At 44.0% G+C, this 23,682-nt stretch carries 20 protein-coding genes; 7 read left to right on the forward strand and 13 right to left on the reverse strand.

The window, feature by feature from the left end; translation table 11 throughout:
- Positions 1-61: 61 nt before the first annotated feature.
- Together fadA and fadB are read right to left on the reverse strand one after the other, a co-directional pair.
- Entirely contained in the window at positions 62-1,222 is a 1,161-nt protein-coding gene (fadA, locus tag ISG33_RS00300; RefSeq protein WP_195731596.1) for an acetyl-CoA C-acyltransferase FadA, read from the reverse strand.
- Between the two features lie 20 nt (positions 1,223-1,242).
- Complete coding sequence (gene fadB, locus ISG33_RS00305; RefSeq protein ID WP_195731597.1) at positions 1,243-3,402, reverse strand: fatty acid oxidation complex subunit alpha FadB; 2,160 nt, start codon at positions 3,400-3,402, stop codon at positions 1,243-1,245.
- A 263-nt stretch (positions 3,403-3,665) separates the two neighbouring features.
- Between fadB and ISG33_RS00310 the strand changes: the two genes are divergently transcribed.
- Together ISG33_RS00310 and pepQ are read left to right on the forward strand one after the other, a co-directional pair.
- On the forward strand, positions 3,666-5,750 hold the full coding sequence (locus tag ISG33_RS00310; RefSeq protein WP_229333397.1) for a transglycosylase SLT domain-containing protein: 2,085 nt from the start codon (positions 3,666-3,668) through the stop codon (positions 5,748-5,750).
- Between the two features lie 20 nt (positions 5,751-5,770).
- Positions 5,771-7,096, forward strand: a complete 1,326-nt coding sequence (pepQ, locus tag ISG33_RS00315) for a Xaa-Pro dipeptidase (RefSeq protein ID WP_195731598.1) — start codon at positions 5,771-5,773, stop codon at positions 7,094-7,096.
- Between the two features lie 9 nt (positions 7,097-7,105).
- Here pepQ and ispB read toward each other — a convergent pair whose 3' ends face one another.
- Positions 7,106-8,077, reverse strand: a complete 972-nt coding sequence (gene ispB, locus ISG33_RS00320) for an octaprenyl diphosphate synthase (RefSeq protein WP_195732943.1) — start codon at positions 8,075-8,077, stop codon at positions 7,106-7,108.
- Between the two features lie 250 nt (positions 8,078-8,327).
- Between ispB and rplU the strand changes: the two genes are divergently transcribed.
- The 4 genes from rplU to folA all read left to right on the forward strand — a co-directional run bounded on the left by rplU (position 8,328) and on the right by folA (position 11,064).
- Positions 8,328-8,639 (forward strand): 50S ribosomal protein L21, encoded by a 312-nt coding sequence (gene rplU / locus ISG33_RS00325; protein WP_195731599.1) that lies wholly within the window; start codon positions 8,328-8,330, stop codon positions 8,637-8,639.
- 15 nt (positions 8,640-8,654) lie between these two features.
- Complete coding sequence (gene rpmA / locus ISG33_RS00330) at positions 8,655-8,912, forward strand: 50S ribosomal protein L27 (protein WP_195731600.1); 258 nt, start codon at positions 8,655-8,657, stop codon at positions 8,910-8,912.
- Positions 8,913-9,390: 478 nt separating this feature from the next.
- Positions 9,391-10,545, forward strand: a complete 1,155-nt coding sequence (gene cgtA, locus ISG33_RS00335; protein WP_195731601.1) for an Obg family GTPase CgtA — start codon at positions 9,391-9,393, stop codon at positions 10,543-10,545.
- 39 nt (positions 10,546-10,584) lie between these two features.
- On the forward strand, positions 10,585-11,064 hold the full coding sequence (gene folA / locus ISG33_RS00340; RefSeq protein WP_195732944.1) for a type 3 dihydrofolate reductase: 480 nt from the start codon (positions 10,585-10,587) through the stop codon (positions 11,062-11,064).
- 35 nt (positions 11,065-11,099) lie between these two features.
- On the opposite strand, the gene ISG33_RS00345 is transcribed toward folA, so the two are convergent.
- From ISG33_RS00345 to ISG33_RS00390, 10 genes are all read right to left on the reverse strand, one after another.
- Positions 11,100-11,618 carry a hypothetical protein gene (locus ISG33_RS00345; protein ID WP_195731602.1) on the reverse strand — a complete coding sequence of 173 codons (519 nt, stop codon included), beginning with the start codon at positions 11,616-11,618 and terminating at the stop codon, positions 11,100-11,102.
- A gap of 94 nt (positions 11,619-11,712) precedes the next feature.
- Positions 11,713-12,711 carry an RNA polymerase sigma factor RpoS gene (gene rpoS, locus ISG33_RS00350; RefSeq protein WP_195731603.1) on the reverse strand — a complete coding sequence of 333 codons (999 nt, stop codon included), beginning with the start codon at positions 12,709-12,711 and terminating at the stop codon, positions 11,713-11,715.
- Positions 12,712-12,813: 102 nt separating this feature from the next.
- Positions 12,814-13,650, reverse strand: a complete 837-nt coding sequence (locus ISG33_RS00355) for a peptidoglycan DD-metalloendopeptidase family protein (protein ID WP_195731604.1) — start codon at positions 13,648-13,650, stop codon at positions 12,814-12,816.
- Between the two features lie 22 nt (positions 13,651-13,672).
- Complete coding sequence (locus ISG33_RS00360) at positions 13,673-14,251, reverse strand: YqaA family protein (protein ID WP_195731605.1); 579 nt, start codon at positions 14,249-14,251, stop codon at positions 13,673-13,675.
- Complete coding sequence (locus ISG33_RS00365) at positions 14,248-14,886, reverse strand: protein-L-isoaspartate(D-aspartate) O-methyltransferase (protein ID WP_195731606.1); 639 nt, start codon at positions 14,884-14,886, stop codon at positions 14,248-14,250. Before ISG33_RS00365 ends, ISG33_RS00360 begins: the two co-directional genes overlap by 4 nt.
- 203 nt (positions 14,887-15,089) lie before the next feature.
- A complete protein-coding gene (gene truD / locus ISG33_RS00370) occupies positions 15,090-16,196 on the reverse strand; it encodes a tRNA pseudouridine(13) synthase TruD (RefSeq protein ID WP_195731607.1) in 1,107 nt (368 codons plus the stop codon).
- A 2-nt stretch (positions 16,197-16,198) separates the two neighbouring features.
- On the reverse strand, positions 16,199-16,678 hold the full coding sequence (gene ispF / locus ISG33_RS00375; protein ID WP_195731608.1) for a 2-C-methyl-D-erythritol 2,4-cyclodiphosphate synthase: 480 nt from the start codon (positions 16,676-16,678) through the stop codon (positions 16,199-16,201).
- A 1-nt stretch (position 16,679) separates the two neighbouring features.
- Positions 16,680-17,438: a 2-C-methyl-D-erythritol 4-phosphate cytidylyltransferase gene (ispD, locus tag ISG33_RS00380; RefSeq protein ID WP_370545297.1), complete on the reverse strand. Its 759-nt coding sequence runs from the start codon at positions 17,436-17,438 to the stop codon at positions 16,680-16,682.
- 28 nt (positions 17,439-17,466) lie between these two features.
- Positions 17,467-17,751: a cell division protein FtsB gene (gene ftsB, locus ISG33_RS00385; protein WP_195731610.1), complete on the reverse strand. Its 285-nt coding sequence runs from the start codon at positions 17,749-17,751 to the stop codon at positions 17,467-17,469.
- A gap of 21 nt (positions 17,752-17,772) precedes the next feature.
- Positions 17,773-19,533: a TIGR03545 family protein gene (locus ISG33_RS00390; RefSeq protein ID WP_195731611.1), complete on the reverse strand. Its 1,761-nt coding sequence runs from the start codon at positions 19,531-19,533 to the stop codon at positions 17,773-17,775.
- A 332-nt stretch (positions 19,534-19,865) separates the two neighbouring features.
- Between ISG33_RS00390 and putA the strand changes: the two genes are divergently transcribed.
- Positions 19,866-23,672, forward strand: a complete 3,807-nt coding sequence (putA, locus tag ISG33_RS00395) for a bifunctional proline dehydrogenase/L-glutamate gamma-semialdehyde dehydrogenase PutA (protein WP_195731612.1) — start codon at positions 19,866-19,868, stop codon at positions 23,670-23,672.
- Positions 23,673-23,682 lie beyond the last annotated feature (10 nt).

Below are 23,682 nucleotides of genomic sequence, written 5' to 3' on the forward strand. Positions count from 1 at the left end.
GCGTTTATATTAAAAAAGGTAGGCCATTGGCCTACCTTTTTCGTGGTGCTAACCTTGTGGTTTAAACGCGCTCAAAGATGGTTGCTATACCTTGGCCTAGGCCAATACACATCGTTGCTAAACCAATTTCTTTATCGTTTGCTTCCATCAAATTAATGAGGGTAGTTGATATACGAGATCCAGAACAACCTAAAGGATGACCTAGCGCAATTGCACCGCCATTCAGGTTTACTTTGTCTTCATATTCATCTAGCCAGCCCAAGCGCTTAATGCATGATAATGCCTGTGCAGCAAAAGCTTCGTTAAACTCGGCAATTTGAATGTCTTCCATGGTCAAGCCTGCACGCTTGAGTGCTTTTTGAGTTGCTGGCACAGGACCAAAGCCCATAATCGCAGCATCACAACCGGCAACAGCCATCGCACGAACCTTCGCACGAGGTGTTAAGCCCAGCTCTTTTGCTCGGTCGGCAGACATAATAAGCATTGCTGAAGCACCGTCCGACAATGCCGAAGATGTGCCTGCAGTGACTGTACCGTTAACAGGGTCGAACACAGGTCTCAAACCTGCTAAGCCCTCTACACTCGTTTCTGGGCGAATAACTTCGTCATGCTCAATTAGGCTTAATACGCCGTCTTTGTCATGCCCTTCAATTGGTACAATTTCATTCCATCGTCCGTCAACGGTTGCTTGATGAGCACGTTGATGAGAGCGAGCACCAAAGGCATCTTGCATTTCACGGGTGATGCCGTTTTGGCGACCCAATAGCTCTGCCGTCATACCCATGCTGCCAGAGGCTCTTGCGGTATGCTTTGCGATGCCAGGATGAAAGTCGATATTGAAGTCCATAGGTACATGACCCATATGTTCAACACCACCAATCATATAAATATCACCACGGCCACTCATAATACCTGATGTGGCATCGTGCAATGCTTGCATAGACGAGCCGCATAAACGGTTAACTGTTACAGCACCAGTGCTGCGTGGAATTGGTGTTAGTAACTGAGCATTACGTGCTACGTTGAAGCCTTGTTCTTTAGTTTGTTGAACACAACCCCAAATAATATCTTCTATTTCAGCAGGATCAACGCCAGGGTTGCGTTCAAGCAACTTTGTCATTAGATGAGCTGATAGTGTTTCGGCGCGCACATTTCTGAATACACCACCTTTAGAACGACCCATAGGGGTACGAATACAATCGATAACTACGACATCTTTCATTTTTATCTCCTAGTGGTGGCTTATGCTGTTTGTGAAAAGTAAGATTTACCAGAAGCGGCCATTTCACGCACACCATCTGATATTTGATAGATAGGCCCTAAACTGGCGTACTTGTCGGCAAGTGCGACGAAGTTAGCTAGACCCATAGTTTCGATGTAACGGAAAATACCCCCTCTAAATGGCGGGAAGCCTAATCCAAACAACAAGGCCATATCTGCCTCTGCGGCACTGGCAACAATACCCTCTTCCAAGCAACGAATAGCTTCATTAGCCATCGGTATCATAACCCGAGCAATTATTTCTTCCTTGTCGAACTCTTTAGTAGCTGCTACATGGCCTTCGAATAAAGCATAAGCCTCTGGTGAAGCCTTCTTCGTTGGACGACCGCGCTTGTCTAGTGAAAAGTCATAAAAGCCCTTTCCGTTCTTTTGACCAAAACGACCGGCTTTGTATAGAAGAGTAACCGGGTCATTTTCAATCTTTTGCATACGCTCTGGGATGCCATCAGACATTACGCCAGATGCATGATCAGCTGTGTCCATGCCAACAACATCAAGCAAGAATGCAGGGCCCATTGGCCAACCGAATACTTTCTCCATTACTTTATCAACAGCAGTAAAATCAGCGCCATCAATTAATAGTTGACTGAAGCCTGCAAAGTAGGGGAATAAAACACGGTTCACTAAAAAGCCCGGGCAATCGTTCACGACAATAGGGGTTTTACCCATTTTTAAGGTTGAAGCAACAACGGCACTGATTGTTGCGTCGGAGGTTTTCTCACCGCGAATGATTTCAACCAATGGCATTTTGTGCACAGGATTAAAGAAGTGCATACCACAGAAGCGTTCCGGCTTATCCAAGCTTTCGGCTAACTGGTTAATTGATATCGTCGACGTGTTAGAACAAATAATGGCATCATCGGCCACTGTTTTTTCTGTGTCGGCTAGCACAGCGGCTTTAATTTTGGGATTTTCTACAACAGCTTCTATGATCAAATCGGCATTCGCAATCGCATTCTGATCAAGGGTTGGGATAATGTTATTCAGTGTTGAAGCCATCTTCTTAGCGTCAACTTTGCCGCGTTTCATGCCTTTAGCAAGAATACCAGAGGCTTCTTTCAGACCAAGATCAAGTGCAGGCTGATTGATATCCTTCATGATAGTAGGAATACCCTTTACTGCGCCTTGGTAGGCAATACCGCCACCCATGATGCCTGCGCCTAATACGGCGTGTTGTTTGACTTCTTTAGTCGCACCTTTGGCTACTTTTTTGCCTTTCGCTTTAACCAGTTGGTCAGCTAGGAAAATACCTACTTGCGCCTTGCATGCGTCGGTTTTCGCAAGAGCAACAAAGCCCTCGTTTTCAAGCTTAAGTGCGCCTTCGCGATCGAGGCCAGCGGCCTTTTGTACCGTTTCAACCATTTTATGAGGTGCTGGATAGTGACGACCGGCCTGAGCTGCGACCATTGCCGCTGCGGTTGAGAAGCTCATCATTGCTTCATTAGCGTTAAGCATTAACGGCGCTTTCTTTTGGGCTCTGCGAGCAGACCAATCGAGCTTACCTTCAATTGCACTGAGTAACATTTTACGGGCCGCTTGATGCAAGTTTTCTGGTGCAACTACAGCATCCACTGCGCCTTCTTTTAGTGCTTTTTCACCATTACGATCTCGGCCTGTTGTCATCCATTCCAAAGCATTATCGGCACCAATTAAGCGCGGTAAACGCACCGTACCGCCAAAGCCAGGCATAAGACCTAATTTGACCTCAGGTAGACCAATTTTCGCAGTGGTATCTACAACGCGAATGTCACCAGCTAAGGCCATTTCACAGCCACCGCCAAGCGCGAAGCCATTGACTGCGACAACTGTCGGCACAGGAAGATCTTCGAAGCGATCAAAAACTTGTGAGGTTTTTGCGACCCAAGCGAGGATGTCCGCTTCGTCCATTTCGAATAAAGGAGTGAACTCGGTAATGTCGGCGCCCACGATAAAGGTTGATTTTGCAGAGCGAACTAACACACCTTTGACATTACTCTCTGCTGCAATTGCTTGTGTTGCTTCATCAAGCTCTTGAACGGTTTGTCGATCGAATTTATTTACTGAACCTTGTGCATCAAACACGAGTTCAGCAATTGAGTCGTCCGTCAGCGTTACTGATAGACTCTTGCCTTCAAAGATCATTCTATTCTCCTGTGACATTTACAACACGCCAATGTTTATTGTTAATATAAAATTGTTAAGATTAGACCACACTATTCCGATAGGTGATTTATACTCTTATTGAACATTTCGATGATATAAATAGTAGAACATCATTCACGATCATCAACTTGTTCATCAATATGGTAGTGGATACTACGTTTTCAACCACTGATTGTACCAGTTATTTTTTTGTTTATTTCATGTAATCTAATTTACAACATCTAATTATTGTAGGAATACCATTGCAGAAGCACAGCGCATCGGCTTATTACATTATTCTAATAATCAGTATTTTCTTGGGAAATATTGCAGATGCGAATGAAAATTCTACAGAGAAAGCACAAAACGCCCCACTCAACCTTTCTTCATTGGATAATGACCTCAGTTTTTCTATGCTCGGTTCTCAAGACGAAGAGCAGCGAGAGGCTCAACGTGCCGGTTTTCTCAGAGCCGAAAAACATATTTGGAACACTAGCGATGAGGAGTTTGCTAAATTACTCACTCAGTTAGGTGACTACCCTCTTGTTCCTTACCTTATAGAAAAAAAAATACTGCATAATCTGACTACAAAAAAACAACAGCAAGTACGCGCATTTCTTGAGGAATACAACGGCACGCCCTTAAAGCGCAGAGTACTGCGCCCATGGCTTCGTTATCTTGCTAAAAAGAATCGTAAACGTTTATTCATGGAATTTTACGAACCTGTCGCAGACACTAAGCTAGCTTGCCGATATATCCGCTATCGCTTAGAAGATGAAGCTGACAGTAGCGAGTTGTTTGCAGATATTGCAAAGTTGTGGAATGTCGGTAGGTCGCAACCTAAGGACTGCGACCCGATATTTAAAGTGTGGAAAAACGCGGGACAGCTCAATCCTTCACTTGTGTTGGAGCGCATAGCGAAAGCAGCGCGAGGGGGGCAACACTCGTTAATACCTTACCTGTCGAAATTGTTACCCGAAGAACAAGCTTATCTTGGTGATTTATGGCATAAAACTCGCCGTTCGCCTGCGACGGTTGCAAAATTAAGCGCGTTTAGCGGTAAGCATCCGCATATTGAAACACAAATCCTAAGTTATGGCTTTGGGCGATACATTTGGCGTGATGAAGAAAAAGCACTGGGTGCATGGGATAGGGCACTTGAGAAGTTTTCATTTTCAACAGAACAAAAGGCTTATGTAACCAACCGTTTTGCTATTGCTCTGGCAGTATCGCAACATGCAAAAGCCGAAGAGTGGCTGGTTAAGTCTGAGGCTTTTGAGCAAGACGCCGAGGTATTGCGCTGGCACCTTGCTACCTTGCTCAAAGATAAAAATTGGTTGAGTGTAATCAAGCTGATTGAGAAATCGTCTCCTGTGCTCACAGTTAAAAATGACTACCAATATTGGCTAGCAAGAAGTTATGAGAGCCTAGGTAATCAAGCCAGAGCGAATGAACTTTATAAGCAGTTAGCAAATAAGCGTCATTACTATGGCTTCCTAGCAAGTGCTCGTCTTGAACAAGCAGTAAGCTTGGAAAATAAGCCATTGCTGGTGAATAAAGCACACGTTGATAAGATTAGGGCGATGCCTAGTGCGCAGCGAGCTTATGAGTTAAAGCAGATCTCACGTTTTCACGAAGCGCGAATTGAGTGGCGCTTTGCACAAAAGCAACTTAATGAGGATGAGAAGCTAGCATCAGCAGTATTGGCTACCGAGTGGGAGTGGCACGACCAAGCGATATTTACTTTTTCAAATACCGGCTATTTGGACGACATCGACAGGCGTTTTCCCATGGCTTATTCAGACATACTGACCAGAGAAGCGAAACGTAATAAAATTGAACCAGAGTGGGCCTTTGCAATCGCGCGCCGAGAAAGCTCTTTCATGACTGATGCGGTATCTACTGCTAAAGCATTTGGATTAATGCAGGTGTTACCGTCAACCGCAAAATATCTTGAGAAAAAGCGGGTTTCGAAACGCTCTTTAATGAATCCCAACATAAATGCGAAACTCGGTAATCGATATTTGCGTTATTTAATGGATAAAGTCGACAACAACACTGTGCTAGCCACCGCATCTTATAATGCCGGTTGGCGAAGGGTGAAAGAGTGGCTGCCGGAAGAGGAAACGATTGAAGCAGATCTATGGGTGGAGAGCATTCCTTTTAAAGAAACCAGAAATTACGTGAAGGCAGTGCTAGCATATAAGCAGATTTATCAGCATCGTTTATATGAGATTAATCAACAAACAGATAACGACAGTGGCACTAAACCGGAAGCGAAAAGTCTCGCTTCATCAGTTTTTGGTGAATTTGTGCAAATGCACATTCCAACCAGTGTGGCTGATTAAGTAATTTTAGAAGGGATAATATGAATACAAAACTAAGTCACGACGCCGCATATGCGCAGCATATTCAAATTTTGCAAGAGAGAACACTTGAAGCCATACAGCGCGAGAGCATCGATGGCTTGATCATTCACTCTGGGCAGGGCAAAGTGATGTTTTTGGACGATAATTATTATCCTTATAAAGTAAATCCGCAGTTCAAAGCTTGGTTACCAGTTGTTGATAATCCTTGTTGTTGGTTAGTAGTAAACGGCACAGATAGACCTAAGCTGGTATTTTATCGCCCTGAAGACTTCTGGCACAAAGTACCGCCTGAACCTACTGATTTTTGGGTTGAGCATTTTGATATCGTGTATTTAAAACAAGCAAATGCGGTTGAAAAGCACCTACCTTACGATAGAGAGAAATACGCCTATGTTGGTGAATACATTGAAGTCGCAAGGGCTTTAGGCTTTGACCTTATTAATCCAGACCGCGTGTTGAACTACTTACATTGGCAACGAGCTTTTAAGACGGATTATGAGCTGCAATGTATGCGTGAAGCCAACAGAATTGCAGTTGGCGCTCATAAAGCAGCGAGCGCAGCATTTTTTAATCAGCAAGCCGAGTTTTCTATTAATAGCGCTTATTTACTGGCAGCCACGCAAGGCGACAATGAAGTGCCCTACAATAATATTGTGGCCTTAAATGAGAACGCCGCCATTTTGCATTACATGCAAACCGATAAACACGCACCAAGCGATTTTCGCTCCTTTTTAATTGATGCTGGAGCGAGCTATCACGGTTATGCCGCTGATATCACCCGTACGTATTGTGCCAAACAACATGAGTTTGCAGACTTAATAAGGGCTGTAGATTCGCTTACCCTGCAATTAGGCGAGATGTTGAAACCAGGCTTAAGCTATATTGATGTTCACAAGGCAGCGCATGCTGGTGTTGCGCAAATATTGAAGGACTTTGGTATTGTGAATTTAGCTGCTCAGGATTGCCAAGAGCAAGGCATCGTGCATACCTTTTTTCCTCATGGGATTGGTCACTTTCTTGGTTTGCAGGTTCACGATGTTGGTGGCCATAGTGCGGATGATCGCGGTACCCCGAACCCACCACCAACAGAGCACCCTTTCCTTCGCTGTACCAGAACAGTTGAAGCAAGGCAGGTATTTACGATAGAGCCAGGTTTGTACTTCATCGATAGCTTACTCGCCAAACTAAAAGGCTCAGAGCAGTCTAAATACATCAACTGGGATGTGATAGACAACTTCAAGCCTTTTGGTGGCATACGTATCGAAGACAATATCATCGTTCATCGTGAGCGAAATGAAAATATGACGCGAGACTTAGGTCTTTAAGTATTTTGTTTAACTGCTGCGATTAACAGCCAGATCAGCTAGCCCCAAAAGTGCGTCTTTTGCTTTACTCTTTGGGATAGCATTTAACGCTTGTTTGGCTAAATCGGCCTCTGCTTCAGCGAGTTTACGTGTATATTCCAATGAGCCCGCTTCGCGCATGGCATTTAAGATGCGGTCGAAGTGTGGCATGCCATTCGCATTTTCTATCGCGTCTCGAATAAGTGCAGCATCGCTGTCAGTCGTGTTTTTCATCGCATGCAATAAGGGTAGGGTAGGTTTACCTTCAGCGAGATCGTCACCAGCATTTTTTCCCATCTCATCGGCTTCGGCGGTGTAGTCTAGGACGTCATCGATAAGCTGAAAGGCCGTACCAAGATGCTTGCCATAGCTCTGCATTGCCGCTTCCACTTCGGGCGCTTGGTCGGTTAAGACAGCAGCGAGTTGTGTCGCAGCTTCGAACAATCGTGCAGTCTTGCTGTAAATAACTTCTAGGTAGCTTTCTTCAGTTGTATCTGGGTCGTTACAATTCATCAATTGCAACACTTCACCCTGAGCGATTCTGTTGGTGGCGTCGGAAAGGATATCCATTACTCGCATACGCTGTAAACTCACCATCATCTGAAATGCGCGAGAATATAAGAAGTCACCAACCAGTACACTTGCTTGATTACCAAATACAGCATTGGCTGTTTCACGACCCCGTCTTAAAGTGGATTCATCTACAACGTCGTCGTGTAGCAGGGTAGCAGTATGGATAAACTCGATGATTGCCGCCAAGGTGTGATGCTCATCACTCTCAATACCGAGCGCTCTGGCAGATAATACTGTTAATAACGGACGTAAGCGCTTGCCACCGCTGTTAACGATGTAAAAGCCTAATTGATTAATCAGAGCAACATCGGAGTCAACTTGCTGCTGTATGAGTTGATTGACGGCTTGCATATCAGATGCAGAAAGCGATTGAATACTGGCTAAATCCATATAGAACTCGTTTTTACTCTTTAAATCAAACACAAAGATAGTTGGCATTAGTGTACATTAAAGTACAATAAGGTGTACAAAATCGATGTAAATTAAGTATAAGAATCTGTCATTTCCACGGATTCTGTTGGCAATTGCGCATTAGCCCAAATAAATTCAGTTTTCCACTTGATAGATCATTAACCTTAACGTACAATTCGCGCCCTGTTTTTTGAATTAAAGCGCCCATGTGCGCAGAGCGGAGAAATATATGTACGCGGTTTTCCAAAGTGGTGGTAAACAACACCGTGTGGCCGAAGGCCAAACCGTTCGTCTTGAAAAAATCGAAGTGGCTCCAGGTGAGTCAATTGAATTCGATAATATCTTGATGGTTAGCAATGGCGACGACGTTAAAATCGGCACGCCTTATGTTGCTGGTGGTAAAGTTACAGCTGAGATCGTTACTCACGGTCGTGGCGAAAAAATTAAAGTAGTTAAGTTCCGTAGACGTAAGCACAGTCGTTCTACAACGGGACATCGTCAGTGGTTCACAGAAGTGAAAATCACTGCAATCAACGCATAATAGGAGCACTAACTCATGGCACATAAAAAGGCTGGTGGTAGTACCAAAAACGGTCGCGATTCAGAAAGTAAACGTCTTGGCGTAAAGCGCTACGGCGGTCAAGAAGTACTTGCTGGTAACATTATTGTTCGTCAGCGTGGAACTAAATTCCACCCTGGAGACAATATGGGTATTGGTAAAGACCACACTTTATTCGCTCTTACAGACGGTAAAGTGCAGTTTGAAATCAAGGGCCCGAAAAACCGTAAGTACGTAAGCATCGTTGCTGAGTAATTCGGTTATAAGAATATCGGAAACCCCGCTATTAGCGGGGTTTTTTTTGCTTTGCAAAAACTAAAAGCCAGCGTTATATACGCTAGAGTTAACACCAGAGCTATAATAAGCCAAAAGCACGGTTAGCGAGATTTGAGAGAGTGCGGAGAAAGTGTAGAGAGAATGTAGTGGGAGTCCTTAGCTCACAAAAACCGCTACGAGCTCATCCATGAGGGCTTAGACAAGCACATCCATGTGCTTGTATATTTTTGTGAGCTAAGGACTCCCACTACATTCTCTGTGCTATCTCGACGTTAATGCTATCTCGACCTTAGCGTTCGTGCTTTTGGCGAACTAGCTCCATGCCAAACTGACGTGTATAGGGCTGGCTTTTCGGGCAGTTACGATGCTAAGCATTTACTGCTATAATATAAAAGTACTAGAGTACGACTGCATTTTCGTTGTGCCTCACTATCGTTTAAAGGTTTAGAAGAAAGATATGAAATTTGTTGATGAAGCAGAAATACGCGTTGAAGCTGGAGACGGCGGTAACGGCGTAATTGGATTCAGACGCGAGAAATACATTCCTCGAGGTGGACCTGATGGTGGCGACGGCGGTGACGGTGGTAGTGTATATTTAGAGGGTGATGAAAACCTTAACACGCTCATCGATTATCGATTCGAGCGTTTTCATCGAGCCCAAAGAGGTACGAATGGCCAAGGCTCAGACTGCACAGGTCGAGGTGGTGAAGATCTTATATTGAAGGTGCCTGTTGGTACCCGCGCGACTGACAAAGACACCGGCGAGCTGCTCGGTGATTTGACTGCCCATGGTCAACGCATGAAGGTTGCACAAGGCGGTTATCACGGCTTGGGTAATGCACGCTTTAAAAGCAGCACCAACCGCGCGCCTCGTATCAAAACTAATGGTACACCTGGCGAGATACGTAATCTCTCTCTGGAACTCATGTTACTTGCCGATGTTGGTTTGTTAGGCTTACCTAATGCCGGTAAATCAACTTTTATTCGCTCAGTTTCTGCAGCAAAACCAAAGGTTGCTGATTATCCATTCACGACACTTGTTCCTAATCTCGGTGTGGTGCGTTTGGATTCACAAGCAAGTTTTGTCATTGCTGATATTCCAGGTTTGATTGAGGGTGCTTCCGACGGCGCAGGCTTGGGCATTCAGTTTCTGCGCCACTTAGAGCGCTGCCGAGTGCTCTTGCACATGATCGACATCATGCCTGCAGATGGTTCCGACCCTGTTGAGAATGCCTTAACCATAATCAATGAACTTGATAAATATAGTCCGAAGTTAGCCGCAAAGCCACGATGGTTGGTATTTAATAAAGTCGATTTGATGCTTGAAGATGAAGCAAATGCGTTATGCAGCGAAATTGCCGCTAAGCTTGGTTGGGAAGAAGATTATTATCAAATATCAGCTTTCCAAAAGTTAAACGTCAATACTCTTTGCGAAGATATAATGGATTTCATCGACGAACTTCCCCCAGAGGAAGAAAGTGCTCAAAGCGATGAAGAGCCTCAGTTTACTTGGGATACCTATCACGAAAAAGTGATTGCAGAGCATCAGAACGATGATGACGATGATTGGGATGACGATGACTACGACGTAGAAGTTGTTTATCAAAAGTAAGTATCGCTGGCCAGAAAACAGGATTAACCGATGATATCAATGATTGCAGCGATGGCTAATAAGCGTGTTATTGGTGCTGATAATGACATGCCTTGGCACCTCCCTGCAGACTTAAAACATTTTCGTGCCACAACAATGGGTAAGCCAGTATTGATGGGGCGAAAAACCTACGAGTCAATTGGTAAAGCGCTCCCCGGCAGGCCGAATATTGTGGTAACCCGCAATGCTAGCTATCAGTTACCTGATGCCTGTGTTGTCGACTCGATGGACGCCGCAATGCATGAAGCCAAAGAATATGATGAAGTTATGATCATTGGTGGTGGAAGCATTTATGAGTTGATGTTAGCGAAGGCAGATCGTTTATATCTTACTTTTATCGACCTAGACGTTGAAGGTGATACTTATTTCCCGGATTACGAAGCTTATGCCCAGTGGCGTGAAATCGCGCGTGAGGAGCATGTTAAGGACGATAAAAACCCCTATAACTATAGCTTTGTTACTCTTGAACGGAAGACCTAAGACACACTCTCATTCACTTCTACGCTTAGAAGCTCTCAGTTTTGTTGAGCCCTAGCTTTTCGAGTTAACCCTATACTGTAAATATAGCCAAAGATGGCGCTGAAGAATATTGATGGTGCAACGGTTAACCACAAGTTAGGTGTGTTAAATATAACATTTATTCCAATGACTAAAACGCTTTGTGTAATTATTGCCGGTACTGGAGTAAGTAACATGCCAGGAATACAAGTACCTTTGCAGGCTTTTTCTATTTCGGCAAGTGAGTTTTCAATTGTTTTAGTTGTAGCACATTCCTTAGAGAATAAGTGTGGGCTAACTAAGTTAGGTACAATGAATGGCAGACAATAAGACTTGTGCTTGAAAATATGGAAAAAAAACTCTAGGAAGAAAGTAAAAATTAAGGTGATGGAACCGCTATATACACCTTGCACCAGAGCCGCTTTTAGCAAAGTGCTTTCATCTTCAGTAACAAAACTATTTGCATAATAAGCCCACGCTGCATAAAACGTGAAAGCAACGATACCTGAAGTTATTAAGCGGATAAAAGCTATCATAGGGTGTTCGTAAAATGTGTGAGCATGATGTTGTCATTTATGCCAAGTAAAGCTTAGTGTTGATTAAGCTCTATCTGAGCTAAGCTGGCAACATTTATGGCTCGTAAGTAAATAGGGACTCTATATCAAGACCTTGATGTCGCATAACATCTTTCAAACGCTTTAGAGCTTCCACTTGAATTTGACGTACTCGTTCGCGTGTAAGACCGATTTCTCTGCCAACATCTTCTAACGTAGCAGGCTCATGACCTAAAAGGCCGAAGCGTCGAGCAAGAACTTCTCTTTGCTTTGGATTCAATTCTTCTAACCATTTTACAATATTCAATTTCATGTCGTTGGTTTGTAAACGACTTTCAGGCCCTGACTCTTGCTCATCGGCAATAACGTCGAGTAGTGCTTTACTTTCCTCGTCGCTGCCAATGGGTGTATCAACTGAACTAATGCGCTCATTTAATTTGAGCATCTTCTGAACGCTGGCAACCGGTGCGTCTGCCGCTTCGGCAATTTCCTCGGCACTAGGCTCATGATCTAATTCTTGAGCAAGCTTGCGAGCCGTTCGTAAGTATAAGTTGAGCTCTTTTACGATATGAATGGGTAAACGTATCGTACGTGTTTGATTCATCAAAGCACGTTCAATGGTCTGGCGTATCCACCAAGTCGCATAAGTAGAAAAGCGAAAACCTCGTTCAGGATCAAATTTCTCAACGGCTCGAATTAAGCCCAAATTCCCTTCTTCTATCAAATCGAGCAGAGCGAGGCCTCTATTATTATAGCGACGTGCAATTTTGACCACCAATCTCAAGTTACTGACGATCATGCGCTCACGAGACTTTAGGTTGCCTTTTAATGCTTCACGCGAAAATTTAATTTCTTCTTCGGCAGTGAGAAGAGGAGAGAAGCCAATTTCACCTAAGTAGATCTGAGTGGCGTCGAGTTGCTTTGAAGTTAATTCGGTGCTTTTGGTATTTTCTTTTTTTGCTTCGGCTTCTTCAGCTTTAAGACCGTCATCCAGTTCAAGCTCTTCATTATCATCAAGCGTATCAATTTCTATTTCGGCTTCACTTGCTTCGATATTTTTTGTTTTCTTGCTCATTATTTGCACCTTGTTAGGAAGGCAGAAATTGAGTTGGCGCACAAATTTATCGATGTTTGCTTAAGCAACACAGAAAAATGGGCTATCAACGAAAACTCAAAATTAACGTCTTGGTAAAAATTTGAATGGATCAAGTGACTTACCTTTGCGGCGTATTTCGAAATGCAACATAACCTCGCCATTATCGGCGCGTCCCATTGTTGCAATCTTATCTCCCTGCCTAACATAAGTTTGTTCACCTACTAAAATCCTATCATTGTGCGCGTAAGCGCTAATAAGATCATTGCTATGTTTAACAATAATCAGATTTCCGTATCCTTTCAGGGCATTACCTGAATATACAACTTTGCCATCGGCTGCGGCATAAATAGGGGAGTTTAGCTCACCCCGTATATCTGCCCCACGGTTTGTTCCATCGCTACCAACCACTGCTGACGTTGATTTTCCCTTAGCTGGCCAAGCCCACACAGGTTTGTTATAAGGTTTAATCGACGTTAAGGTTTCTTTTTTTGATTTTTTTCGATGATTATTTTGCTTAACGACACCATACGCCCTAGTTTTACTAGGGTCAACCTTAGTTTCAGAAGTCTTCGTTGGATTAATCTTTACACCCTTGTTTTTGTTGTGGTTATTTTTTGGGGGAGTAGCCGTTAATTTTAAGATCTGACCTGGAAATATGTTATAGGGAGCCGATAAGTCGTTGAAACGCGCTAGATCAAGGTACTCATTACCGCTATAAAAAGCGACAGCAAAAAGCGTATCGCCACGTTGTACCGTATAGGTTTCCCCAGTGATTTCGGTGAGCGTGTTCTTTTTTGTGATATTTGTGTCTAGCGTGAGCACGGGTGCAGGCGAATGTCGGCCACTACAGGAAAGTAGCACCAAAAGACTTAGAGAAAATATAAATAATCTAATTGAAGCGCAGTAAAACTTATCCATTTTAATCCAAACTGCTAAGTCTTTATCGAATTAGAAAATAAGCAATAACAGCCAGAACTACTGTTGCCCAACCAATAATTTCGATGTATTTCTTGAGTTTTGCTTCCATCATTGGGCCGCCATATTTCATCAATGCAGCTACCAAAAAGAAGCGCAGTCCTCTCCCTATCGTAGAGGCAATGATAAATGGCAGCAATGCCATGTGCATGAAACCCGCAGTGATGGTGAATACTTTATAGGGTATGGGTGAAAAACCTGCCAAAAAGACAACCCAAACTCCATAGTCTTCAAACCATTGGGTTGCTTGAGCTAGCTTTGCTTCATAACCCATATCAATGACTAAAGGCTGAATAAGTGATTCAAATGCGAAATACCCTAAAATGTAACCCAACACACCGCCGATAACCGATGCGATTGTGGTAACAGCTGCAAAACGCCAAGCTTTGTTTGGTTGGCTTAATGCCATTGGGGCAAGCATTACATCTGGGGGAATCGGAAAAAACATCGATTCGGAACAGCTTAGGCCGGCAAGGTACTTTTCAGCATGTTTATGTTTTGCCCATGTGAGACAAAGGTCGTAGCATTTTTCAAATATCTTCATAGCAAATCACCAGCCACCAAAGGCACAAAGCGCACAGGTTCAATAGTGCGTTCTTTAAATGTTTCACCTTTTCGGTCGATGCATTTTAAGCTCTGTTCAGCATCGCCTACAGGAATAATCAGTCGACCGCCATCGTTGAGTTGTTGCACTAGGGCTGTAGGCAATTCAGCAGCAGCGGCAGTGACAATGATCGCGTCAAAAGGAGCCTTACTTGGCCACCCTTGCCAACCGTCACCATGCTTCATTGATATGTTATGAAAGTCGAGTTGATTCATTCGACGCTTTGCTTGAAATTGTAATGATTTGATTCGCTCAACTGAAAATACTTGTGCAAAAATACCGGCGAGTACCGCAGTTTGATAGCCCGAGCCAGTGCCAATTTCTAATATTTTTTTCGGCTGATTGCTTGATTGTAGGAGAAGCTCCGTCATTTTGGCAACTATATAAGGTTGAGATATCGTTTGGCCCTGACCAATGGGCAGTGCCGTGTTTTGATAAGCTTTGTGTTTGAGTGCATCAGGAATAAAAATTTCACGGGGAATGTTGGCAATGGCAGAGAGTACTCTAGTGTCACTTACGCCCTCCTGCTCCAATAATTGAGCGAGTTGTAAACCTCTGCGTGATGATAATGCCATATTTCTTCCTACTTCTCTTTCGTGTGTAATAACGACAGTATTCGTTATTGAGTTCGATTATTTCTATGTGTTTGCAACTGTTGCATCGGAATTATTTACTATTTCGGCGCATGATATCGCATGTCAATCCTACAGTCTTATGAAAATAAGCGACATCCATTATTTATAGGCCTAGGGGCAGATATTCTTCACCTGTCAATGTGCTAAACATCAAAAAGCTCTCGTACAATTGATGTTGCAAAACAACCCGATGGTAAAGTAAAACTAAGCGTTAGCTCTGTGTTGCTGAAATGCCATTCAAACTCAGTAGGCATAACGCGTATTGCTCGTCTCTCTTGCTTTAGGCCAAGTTTGTTAAGCGCCTGTGCAAGCTGGGTATGCTCTTTTAGTACATTGGTTTCGAGTGTTTTTGCCTCATTGCTTGTGTGTAATTGCCCGTCACCTACTAGCGGTGCAGTGATGTTGATATCGTTACAAGACAAGCGCTGTTGTATGTTTTCTAGTTCTTTGGGGTCGTTAAAGATAAAAAAGCTGTTTGAACCGCTTAGCTGCATGGCATCACCCAGTTGCACCAAATTAAACTGTTGTTGCTGAATTCGTTGATGAATAACTTCATTAAATAGCCAACTGCGAATTGCTGATATGGCTAGCGAGCGTTTATTGCGATTACGAATTGCTTCGCCTGCGATCATTTTCTGCGCAAGAGATAAATTACCACCTAATCTCATTTGTTGCTCGGTCTGCTGACCATTGTCATTTGTTACTGACACTCGCATTTCACCAAAGCGTTGACTACCGTAATAATTAGGTGCTCCCTCGAGCTTTATTCTATTCAGGCGCTCTAGCAAGTCTTGTTCAGTAAGCCCTTTATTAAGAGATACATTTCTCAGAGTTAGTTCGAAGCGATTCGCTTTCAAAACGCCAACCCGCAATTTTCTATCGTTCCGAGTAAGCTTTACTATTCGTGCGCCATCCAGATGGAAGTTTGACCAATCAGGCTCTTTGTTGTTGGCAATATGAACCCCAAACCATTGTCGGGTAAGGGCATACTTGTCTTTCCTTCCTGCATAGGTAATTGCTCTGAGCGGTAAGGCACTGAATTTTGCAAGTTCCTCCGCGACATAAGCGGTGTTCAGATTACTCTTTTCAACCCATAGAAAGATGTGTTCTCCAGCACCGCTAGGTTCAAAGCCTAATTCTTCTTCGACGATAAAGTCGTGCAGGTGAGTTTTAATTTGCGCGCTGCCTAGCGACGGCCCGTAAAGACGAGACCAATGCTTCGTGCCTAATTCAGGAGTGAGTTTAGACATAACTAGCGGCTTGGTGATATCAGCACGACTGCGTGGCAAGCTATGCCCTCTTCTTTACCAACAAAGCCTAAGCCTTCGGTGGTGGTCGCTTTAATACTAATATCTTTCACTGAGACACCCATTGCATCTGAAATTGCTTCGCGCATAAAAGAAATATGTGGTGCCATTTTAGGTGCTTGAGCCTCTATGGTGATGTCGGCATTACCAAGGGAGTAACCTAAGTCTTTAATGCGCTGATATACCTGACGCAGCAATTCAAGACTGCTGATATTTTCGTAGCTCTTATCGTTATCAGGAAAGTGATGGCCTATATCGCCAAGAGCTAAGGAACCGAGCAATGCATCACATAGAGCATGCAAGGCAACGTCACCATCGGAGTGAGCAATTAAACCACGTTCATGGGCAATACAGACACCACCAATTGTGATAGGGCCCATTCCCCCAAACTTATGCACATCATAGCCATGCCCAATACGGAACATTCTATGTCTCCTTGTTGTTATAGTTAAGGTAAAACTCTGCCAGTGATAAATCACAAGGGCGCGTGATTTTGATGTTACTAGAGCGCCCTTCAACAAGTTGTACTGTTGCCCCAAGGTATTCCATGGCAGAGGCCTCATCAGTAATCACTCGATTATTCTTTAAACCTGTCTCGATAGCGTTGATCAAGGCATGCAGTGGAAATATTTGTGGCGTTTGTGCTTGCCATAGCAAATTACGGTCAATCGTTTTCTCAATAGCACTGGTGGACCGCAATGATATGTCGTGAGCTTGCGCCATTTTGATGGTATCGACTACTGGCGTTGCTAAGATGGCTCCAAAATTAGCCTCAGCTGTGTCAGCCGGCTTTTCCTCTTCAAGTCGGACGAGAGATTCATAGTGCATGAGCAATTGCTCAATTTCTTGATGCGTAATACAAGGGCGAGCGGCATCATGCACTAAGACGCCATGTGGTGAATCTGTTGCAGCATTAGCGATATCTGCATAGGCTTTTAGCCCAGCTAAAACTGAATCGACCCGATCTTTACCTCCAACGACAGTGTGTACTCTTGGATCGTTGGCGCATGCTAGCATTTGAAAATGTTTGTCATTGGGATGCAAAGCAACAATTACTCGTTCAATGGCATCATGTCGAAGTAATTGTTCAATACAATGCTCAATCACTGGCTTAGCATTTAATAGCAAATACTGCTTGGCTACTGCGGCTTGCATTCGTGATCCTACACCTGCAGCAGGCAGCACAACTGTATATTTGTTCAAGCTATTCAATCTACTTCTCTTGCGGCAGTATTCTGTAGAAGGTTTCGCCTTCTTTTATTAGCCCAAGCTCATTTCTAGCACGCTCTTCGATCGATTCAAGTCCAAGTTGCAAATCACTTATATCGGCTTTAAGTAAGGAGTTTCGCTGCTCTAAATTCGCATTTTGACGTTTAAGTTCCTGTACTTGAGCGTCCATTTTACGATAGTCGGCAATGCTATTTTTACCAAACCAAAGTCGAGCTTGCAGGGCTGTGAGCAATACAAGCATTATGATGACGAACCAGCGCTTATGCATAATTATCGTTATCCGTTGTTTTTAGTCTTTACCAAATAGTTTTCCGCCCAGCTTATTTAACAACTCGTCTTTTTTGTCTTCGAGGGCGTTAGTCATTTGTGATTTCAATAATTCGTTTAAACTATCAGTGTCGCCCTGAGCGGCAGAAAGCAGGGCGTCAACAGATTCCAGTTGTGCATTTGAATCACCAAGCTGTGTTGCAATTTTGTCGTTCAGTTTCGATTTCAACTCAGCAAGCTTACCAGAGTTAGCCCCGCTTAAGCCTTGTGTGAGTGACGCGAGCATCTTTTTATCCAAATCAGATGATACGCTTACTTTCGGGCTATTTAAGCTGCCAGCGAAGTCTGTCATCAAATTGAGTTCGCTAAGTCCTGAAATGATTTCGGCCATGGTGGAAGTAAGATCATTCTGACCATTTGCTTTAAGTGACAATGCGCTAAGGTCAAAGAGAGACGAGCCTGATAACTTGCCATCTTGGATATTCAGGCCACCTTTACTAGCAAGTAAACCAGATTCCAGCAATGCATTTAGCTTTTGCTTAGATTCTTCGGGAACAAGCTCAACAGCCTCCAAGACTAGACCTTGTATGTCCCAATTTTGTACGGCGTTAACCTTGCCCTGGGCAATACTAAAGTTACCGCTGAAATCAATATTTTCCCAGTTATTCGCTTTACTAGAGTTGACGACAAATTCGGTTGCTTTACCTATAAGGTCGTGTTGATTGGTGATGTTTTCCCATACCGATTCGATACTTTCATCTTGCCATTTTACATTAACAGCAGCCTTTTTGATCCAAACCTTAGGCAGACCATCGTCTGCTTGTTGTTCTACAGGTTCATCAGGCGAAGCTTCTGCGTTTGCAAGCATATCGATAGCAGCAAGAATACCTTGAGTGTATATTTTTGCTTTATCACCAAACAAGTGCTGGGTGACCTGACCAATAGCACCTTCATCGCCAGCCACTAGGCCCTGTAATAACGCGTAATCTTCTTGAGGGGCTGCCTTCAGCGCGGCAATAGAGTCTGCGCTTGCTGCTTTGGCTTCTTTGGCTAAGGTCATAAAAGCGCTAATTTTATCTCGGTCTGCTTTCATTGCTTCTTTGATACTGTCAAACTCTTTCTTGGCCCCAGCCAATTTGGCCGGATTTTTATAATCCGTTTCTTTTAGGGCTTTTAGTCTGTCTTTATAGGCTTGTAATTGCTCTTTGGTGGGCAAGCTATCATATTGCTCTTTCAATGGTTTCTGATATTTGTCAACGACCTCTTTTGCCTGTGCAACAGCCGCAGTAGTTTGCAGAGGAGAGCTGGCTAAAACCTCATCAACACTGGGTAAATCTTCTAAGGTAGGAAAGGCAAAAGGCGATGCCTGTTGGTCAGGCTGCACATATACTTCACCAGGATTTTCTCTTGTTGTGTTGAACGCAAGATCTTGAACAATTAATTCCTCAACAATGAGCTTGCTGTTTAGTAGTGGCAAAAGGTCGACGTCAGCTTTGACTTGTGTAATTTCTACTTTATTTCGAGAAGGTTGCGCATTATCAGTCGCTTGAATTCTATTGAGGGTTAATCCAAAAGGAAAAAGACTATGGTCGACCGTGTCTATATTGACCTCAGCACCTGACGCATTGCCCAATGCACTCTGCGCTAAACTTTTAAGTAAAACATTAGCGAATAAAAAATAAAGGACGAATAGCAGTGCTACGATGCCCAAGGGTAAAGCTAACCATGTTTTCACTTTTCCCTGTTGATTTGAATACGGGACAGCTTGAGAGCTTTTGATCATGAAATATTCCTTATAACGTGATTATGAGGCATTGTTAAGTACCCTTATAGTAGCCGATTTATATTCGAACAGCCAATTTTTAAAGGCTTACTGAGATGGCGTTCAGGTCCTTTATTTTATTGCTGATAATCAACAAAAGCACCTTCTTCCTATCTGTTTGTTTTTGGAAAGAATTGTTTACCAGTAAAAATTTTTAAGTTTATGAATTTAATGGTCTTTTTGCTGTTTACGTCAGACTTGTGAAAAAAGTGTTTACAAAGCTAGTTTTTCACATCAATTAGGATTATCGTACGCACAAATCAAACCCGCTCATTAACCTGTGGAGCCATGCAATGCTAATAAACGAAAATACCCAGACATCTTGTCCGATTCGTCAGAAAATTCGTGAGTTTTATCGCATAAGTGAGTCTGAGGCCATTGACCATATACTGCCTGAGGCCGAGGTAAATATGGCTGCGCGCAGCAGAGCATGGGAAAGAGCTAGAACAATGGTACTGCAAATTCGTCGCGAGCAAGAAGGGCATGGCGGCGTTGATGCACTATTAAATGAATATTCTCTGTCTACCTCAGAGGGAGTAGTATTGATGTGTTTGGCCGAGGCACTTCTACGAGTGCCCGATAAGCATACTCAAGAGGAATTGATTCGTGACAAGTTGTCGAAAGGAGAATGGACACCTCACTTGGGCAATAGTGACTCATTATTCGTTAATGCTTCGGCGTGGGGCTTGCTATTCACCGGAAACATGGTGAATTATGCTGACAAGCGCAAAGCAGAACAATTTGGCCTGCTCAAGAAAACGATGGGTAGACTGGGCGAGCCAGTGATTCGCAGAGCAATGAAAATTGCAATGAAGGTGATGGGCCGTCAATTCGTTATGGGTGAAAGCATTGAAGATGCCGTGGAGCGTGCTGCAGAAAAAGAAACCCAAGGTTATGTGTATAGCTATGATATGTTGGGCGAAGGCGCTCGCACGGCGAAGGATGCAGAGCGTTATTACCAAGCTTATGTTGATGCAATCACAGTAATTGGCAAAGCTGCAAATGGCAAAGGGCCTCGCAAAAGCCCGGGTATTTCAGTCAAACTATCGGCCATTCATCCACGCTACGATTTTGTCAATTACGACAATGTGATGCGAGACATCCCTGCCAAGTTGAAAACTTTATGCTTAATGGCGAAAGAATACGATATTGGGCTAACAGTTGATGCTGAGGAGTCCGAGCGCTTGGATATCTCTCTCGATATTATCGAAAAAGTCTATAGTGATGACGACTTGAGTGGCTGGGATGGATTTGGTTTAGCCGTTCAAGCTTATCAAAAACGCGCAATTTTTGTGATTGAATGGTTGCGTGAGTTGAGTCTCAGAGTAGGGCGAAAGATGATGGTTCGCTTGGTGAAAGGAGCTTACTGGGATACTGAAATCAAACATACTCAACAGGGTGGTTTTGAGGACTTTCCAGTATTTACTCGCAAAACATCAACCGATGTTTCCTATCACGCTTGCGCTAATCGAATGTTAGCGTATCGCGACACCATTTATCCTCAGTTCGCAACGCATAACGCCTATACGGCTTCAGTGATTATTGAGTTAGCCGGAGACGATAAAGAGGGTTTTGAATTTCAGTGCTTGCATGGCATGGGTGACACCCTTTACGACCAAGTGGTGACTAAAGACAATATTCAATGCCGCGTATATGCGCCTGTTGGCGTACATGAAGATTTGCTTGCTTATTTAGTGCGCAGACTCCTAGAGAATGGCGCGAATTCTTCTTTTGTTAACGCCATAGTAGACGATAGCCAGCCAGTAGAGTCATTACTTGAGGACCCTGTTGAACGCACGCAGCGCTTACAGGTTCGTGAGAACCGTCAAATTACTATGCCAATTGATTTGTATCAGCCAGAGCGAAACAATTCTAAAGGCTTTGATATTTACGATGTTGCTCAAACTCACGAGTTATCGAAACGCCTGAGTAAGTGGTTTTCTGAGCACATCAAATCATTAAAGCTAGATGACGTGAAAGAGAGCTCATCAACTGTCTTGGTTCGTAATCCGGCTAAACTTGATGAGGTGGTTGGATTTCACCATCTCAACAGCCAAGACGAGATGCGTGACATGCTAGCATGCAGCGCCAAGGCAGCTACTTCGTGGGCTCAAGTTCCGGTACAAGAGAGAGCTGGTTTGTTGATGCGCACAGCAGATATTCTCGAACGTCACATGGACGAACTCATTGGCTTATGCATAAAAGAAGCAGGAAAAATCACGGCAGATAGTATAGACGAAGTACGTGAGGCCGTAGATTTCTGTCGCTACTATGCGGTAGAGGCGCAAAAGCTTGATCCTCAAAATCGACTCGTTCCCAGAGGTGTGATTTTATGCATTAGCCCGTGGAACTTCCCTCTTGCAATTTTCCTTGGGCAAGTAGCTGCGGCACTAGTAACGGGTAACACAGTTATTGCCAAGCCCGCAGAACAAACAAGTTTGATTGCCAAACGCGCACTGCAATTGATGCAGTCTGTCGGCTTGCCAAAAGATGCTGTAAACCTGGTGGTGGCCCGTGGGCCAGATGTTGGTGAAGCATTATTGCCAGACGAGAGAATACAAGGCGTGATGTTCACAGGGTCTACTCAAACAGGCACCTTGATCTCTCAAATTTTGGCTGAACGAGGCACAGAACAAGTGCCATTAATTGCAGAGACAGGTGGCCAAAATTGCATGATAGTCGACTCCACTGCCTTGCCAGAGCAAGTAGTAGACGATGTTATAGCGTCAGGTTTTCAAAGTGCAGGGCAGCGCTGCAGCGCCTTACGCGTGCTGTTTGTGCAAGAGGATATTGCTGATGATGTGAGTGAAATGGTCATTGGTGCCATGAAGGAGTTAAGCCTAGGCGATCCGTCTTATCTCTGCGCCGATATCGGCCCTGTGATTGATGATAAGGCCTTGCGATCCTTGAACAGCCACGTTGAAGAAATGAAAACAAAAGCCAAGCTATTATACAAATGTGAACTGCCCGACGCGAAGGGCAATTTCTTCGCTCCGCATTTCTTTGAAATTGAGAATATCAACGTGCTCACCAGAGAGGTTTTTGGGCCCTGCGTGCACCTAATTAGGTTCAAAGGCAAAGATATTGACCAAGTGATAGAACAAATAAATAGCACAGGTTTCGGCCTAACTATGGGTATTCATTCACGTATAGAAGAACGCGCGAATGAACTTGCTCGTTTATCTCGTGCAGGCAACATATACATTAATCGCAATATGATCGGCGCTATTGTTGGTGTGCAACCTTTTGGTGGCAGAGGTTTGTCGGGTACAGGGCCAAAAGCCGGTGGACCGAATTACCTGCCTCGCTTAATGAAAGAGAAAGCAACGCCCACCGAGGCTTCCCAAGTAGATAAATTTGAAGATGACAAAGCTATATTGAGTGATGAACAGTCTCAATCAGAAGCTCATCAACTCATGATCGCGGCAAGCAAGGTTGAGAAAAAATGGCGTTTAACGGCCTTGAACGACAGAGTGAGTTTTGTGCGTCAGCTTCTCGCAAAGATTGCTACGGTTGAGATTGTAGAAGAGTTGGCCGATGATTTGAATAAAACCTTAGCGTCTGCTCGCACTCAATTAATTGCCATCGAGCGCCGCCTAAAGCAGCCCACTCAATTGCCTGGGCCAACAGGTGAGTCGAATACCTTGCATCTAGAGCCTCGCGGTATACTCGTTTGCTTCGCTGATAAAGATGTTACCTTCGAGTACTGGACTTTGTCTATTGTGACTGCATTGGCAACTGGCAACACGGTGATTTCGGTGGTATCAGACTTGTTCTATGAAGAGGCTTGCGCCTATCGGGACAAACTCGAAAGTACCGGTGCGGCCAAGCACGCCTTTCAAGTAGCCAAACTTAGGCATCTCGAGGCTTTGCTGGTGCATGAGGATTTGGCGGGTGTTGTCGTTGATAGTAACACTGACCGAAGCGCTTATATTTCTGCTAAACTAGCGGAGCGTGAGGGAGCCATATTGCCTGTTATCACAGCAGAATATAACGACAGTATGATACAGCGCTTGGTAACCGAAAAAACCATCAGTATCGATACCACGGCGTCGGGCGGAAATACTTCATTAATGACCATGATTGAAGATGACGAGTAGTCACGTCGTT

The organism is Marinibium conchae (assembly GCF_015595035.1).
Classification (GTDB): Bacteria; Pseudomonadota; Gammaproteobacteria; order Enterobacterales; family Alteromonadaceae; genus Glaciecola.

Excerpts from the sequence above, each read along its gene's own strand:
- fadA (WP_195731596.1), bottom strand. The coding sequence starts at position 1,222 with ATGAAAGATGTCGTAGTTATCGATTGTATTCGTACCCCTATGGGTCGT.
- fadB (WP_195731597.1), bottom strand. The coding sequence starts at position 3,402 with ATGATCTTTGAAGGCAAGAGTCTATCAGTAACGCTGACGGACGACTCA.
- pepQ (WP_195731598.1), top strand. The coding sequence starts at position 5,771 with ATGAATACAAAACTAAGTCACGACGCCGCATATGCGCAGCATATTCAA.
- ispB (WP_195732943.1), bottom strand. The coding sequence starts at position 8,077 with ATGGATTTAGCCAGTATTCAATCGCTTTCTGCATCTGATATGCAAGCC.
- rplU (WP_195731599.1), top strand. The coding sequence starts at position 8,328 with ATGTACGCGGTTTTCCAAAGTGGTGGTAAACAACACCGTGTGGCCGAA.
- rpmA (WP_195731600.1), top strand. The coding sequence starts at position 8,655 with ATGGCACATAAAAAGGCTGGTGGTAGTACCAAAAACGGTCGCGATTCA.
- cgtA (WP_195731601.1), top strand. The coding sequence starts at position 9,391 with ATGAAATTTGTTGATGAAGCAGAAATACGCGTTGAAGCTGGAGACGGC.
- folA (WP_195732944.1), top strand. The coding sequence starts at position 10,585 with ATGATTGCAGCGATGGCTAATAAGCGTGTTATTGGTGCTGATAATGAC.
- ISG33_RS00345 (WP_195731602.1), bottom strand. The coding sequence starts at position 11,618 with ATGATAGCTTTTATCCGCTTAATAACTTCAGGTATCGTTGCTTTCACG.
- rpoS (WP_195731603.1), bottom strand. The coding sequence starts at position 12,711 with ATGAGCAAGAAAACAAAAAATATCGAAGCAAGTGAAGCCGAAATAGAA.
- ISG33_RS00355 (WP_195731604.1), bottom strand. The coding sequence starts at position 13,650 with ATGGATAAGTTTTACTGCGCTTCAATTAGATTATTTATATTTTCTCTA.
- ISG33_RS00360 (WP_195731605.1), bottom strand. The coding sequence starts at position 14,251 with ATGAAGATATTTGAAAAATGCTACGACCTTTGTCTCACATGGGCAAAA.
- ISG33_RS00365 (WP_195731606.1), bottom strand. The coding sequence starts at position 14,886 with ATGGCATTATCATCACGCAGAGGTTTACAACTCGCTCAATTATTGGAG.
- truD (WP_195731607.1), bottom strand. The coding sequence starts at position 16,196 with ATGTCTAAACTCACTCCTGAATTAGGCACGAAGCATTGGTCTCGTCTT.
- ispF (WP_195731608.1), bottom strand. The coding sequence starts at position 16,678 with ATGTTCCGTATTGGGCATGGCTATGATGTGCATAAGTTTGGGGGAATG.
- ftsB (WP_195731610.1), bottom strand. The coding sequence starts at position 17,751 with ATGCATAAGCGCTGGTTCGTCATCATAATGCTTGTATTGCTCACAGCC.
- ISG33_RS00390 (WP_195731611.1), bottom strand. The coding sequence starts at position 19,533 with ATGATCAAAAGCTCTCAAGCTGTCCCGTATTCAAATCAACAGGGAAAA.
- putA (WP_195731612.1), top strand. The coding sequence starts at position 19,866 with ATGCTAATAAACGAAAATACCCAGACATCTTGTCCGATTCGTCAGAAA.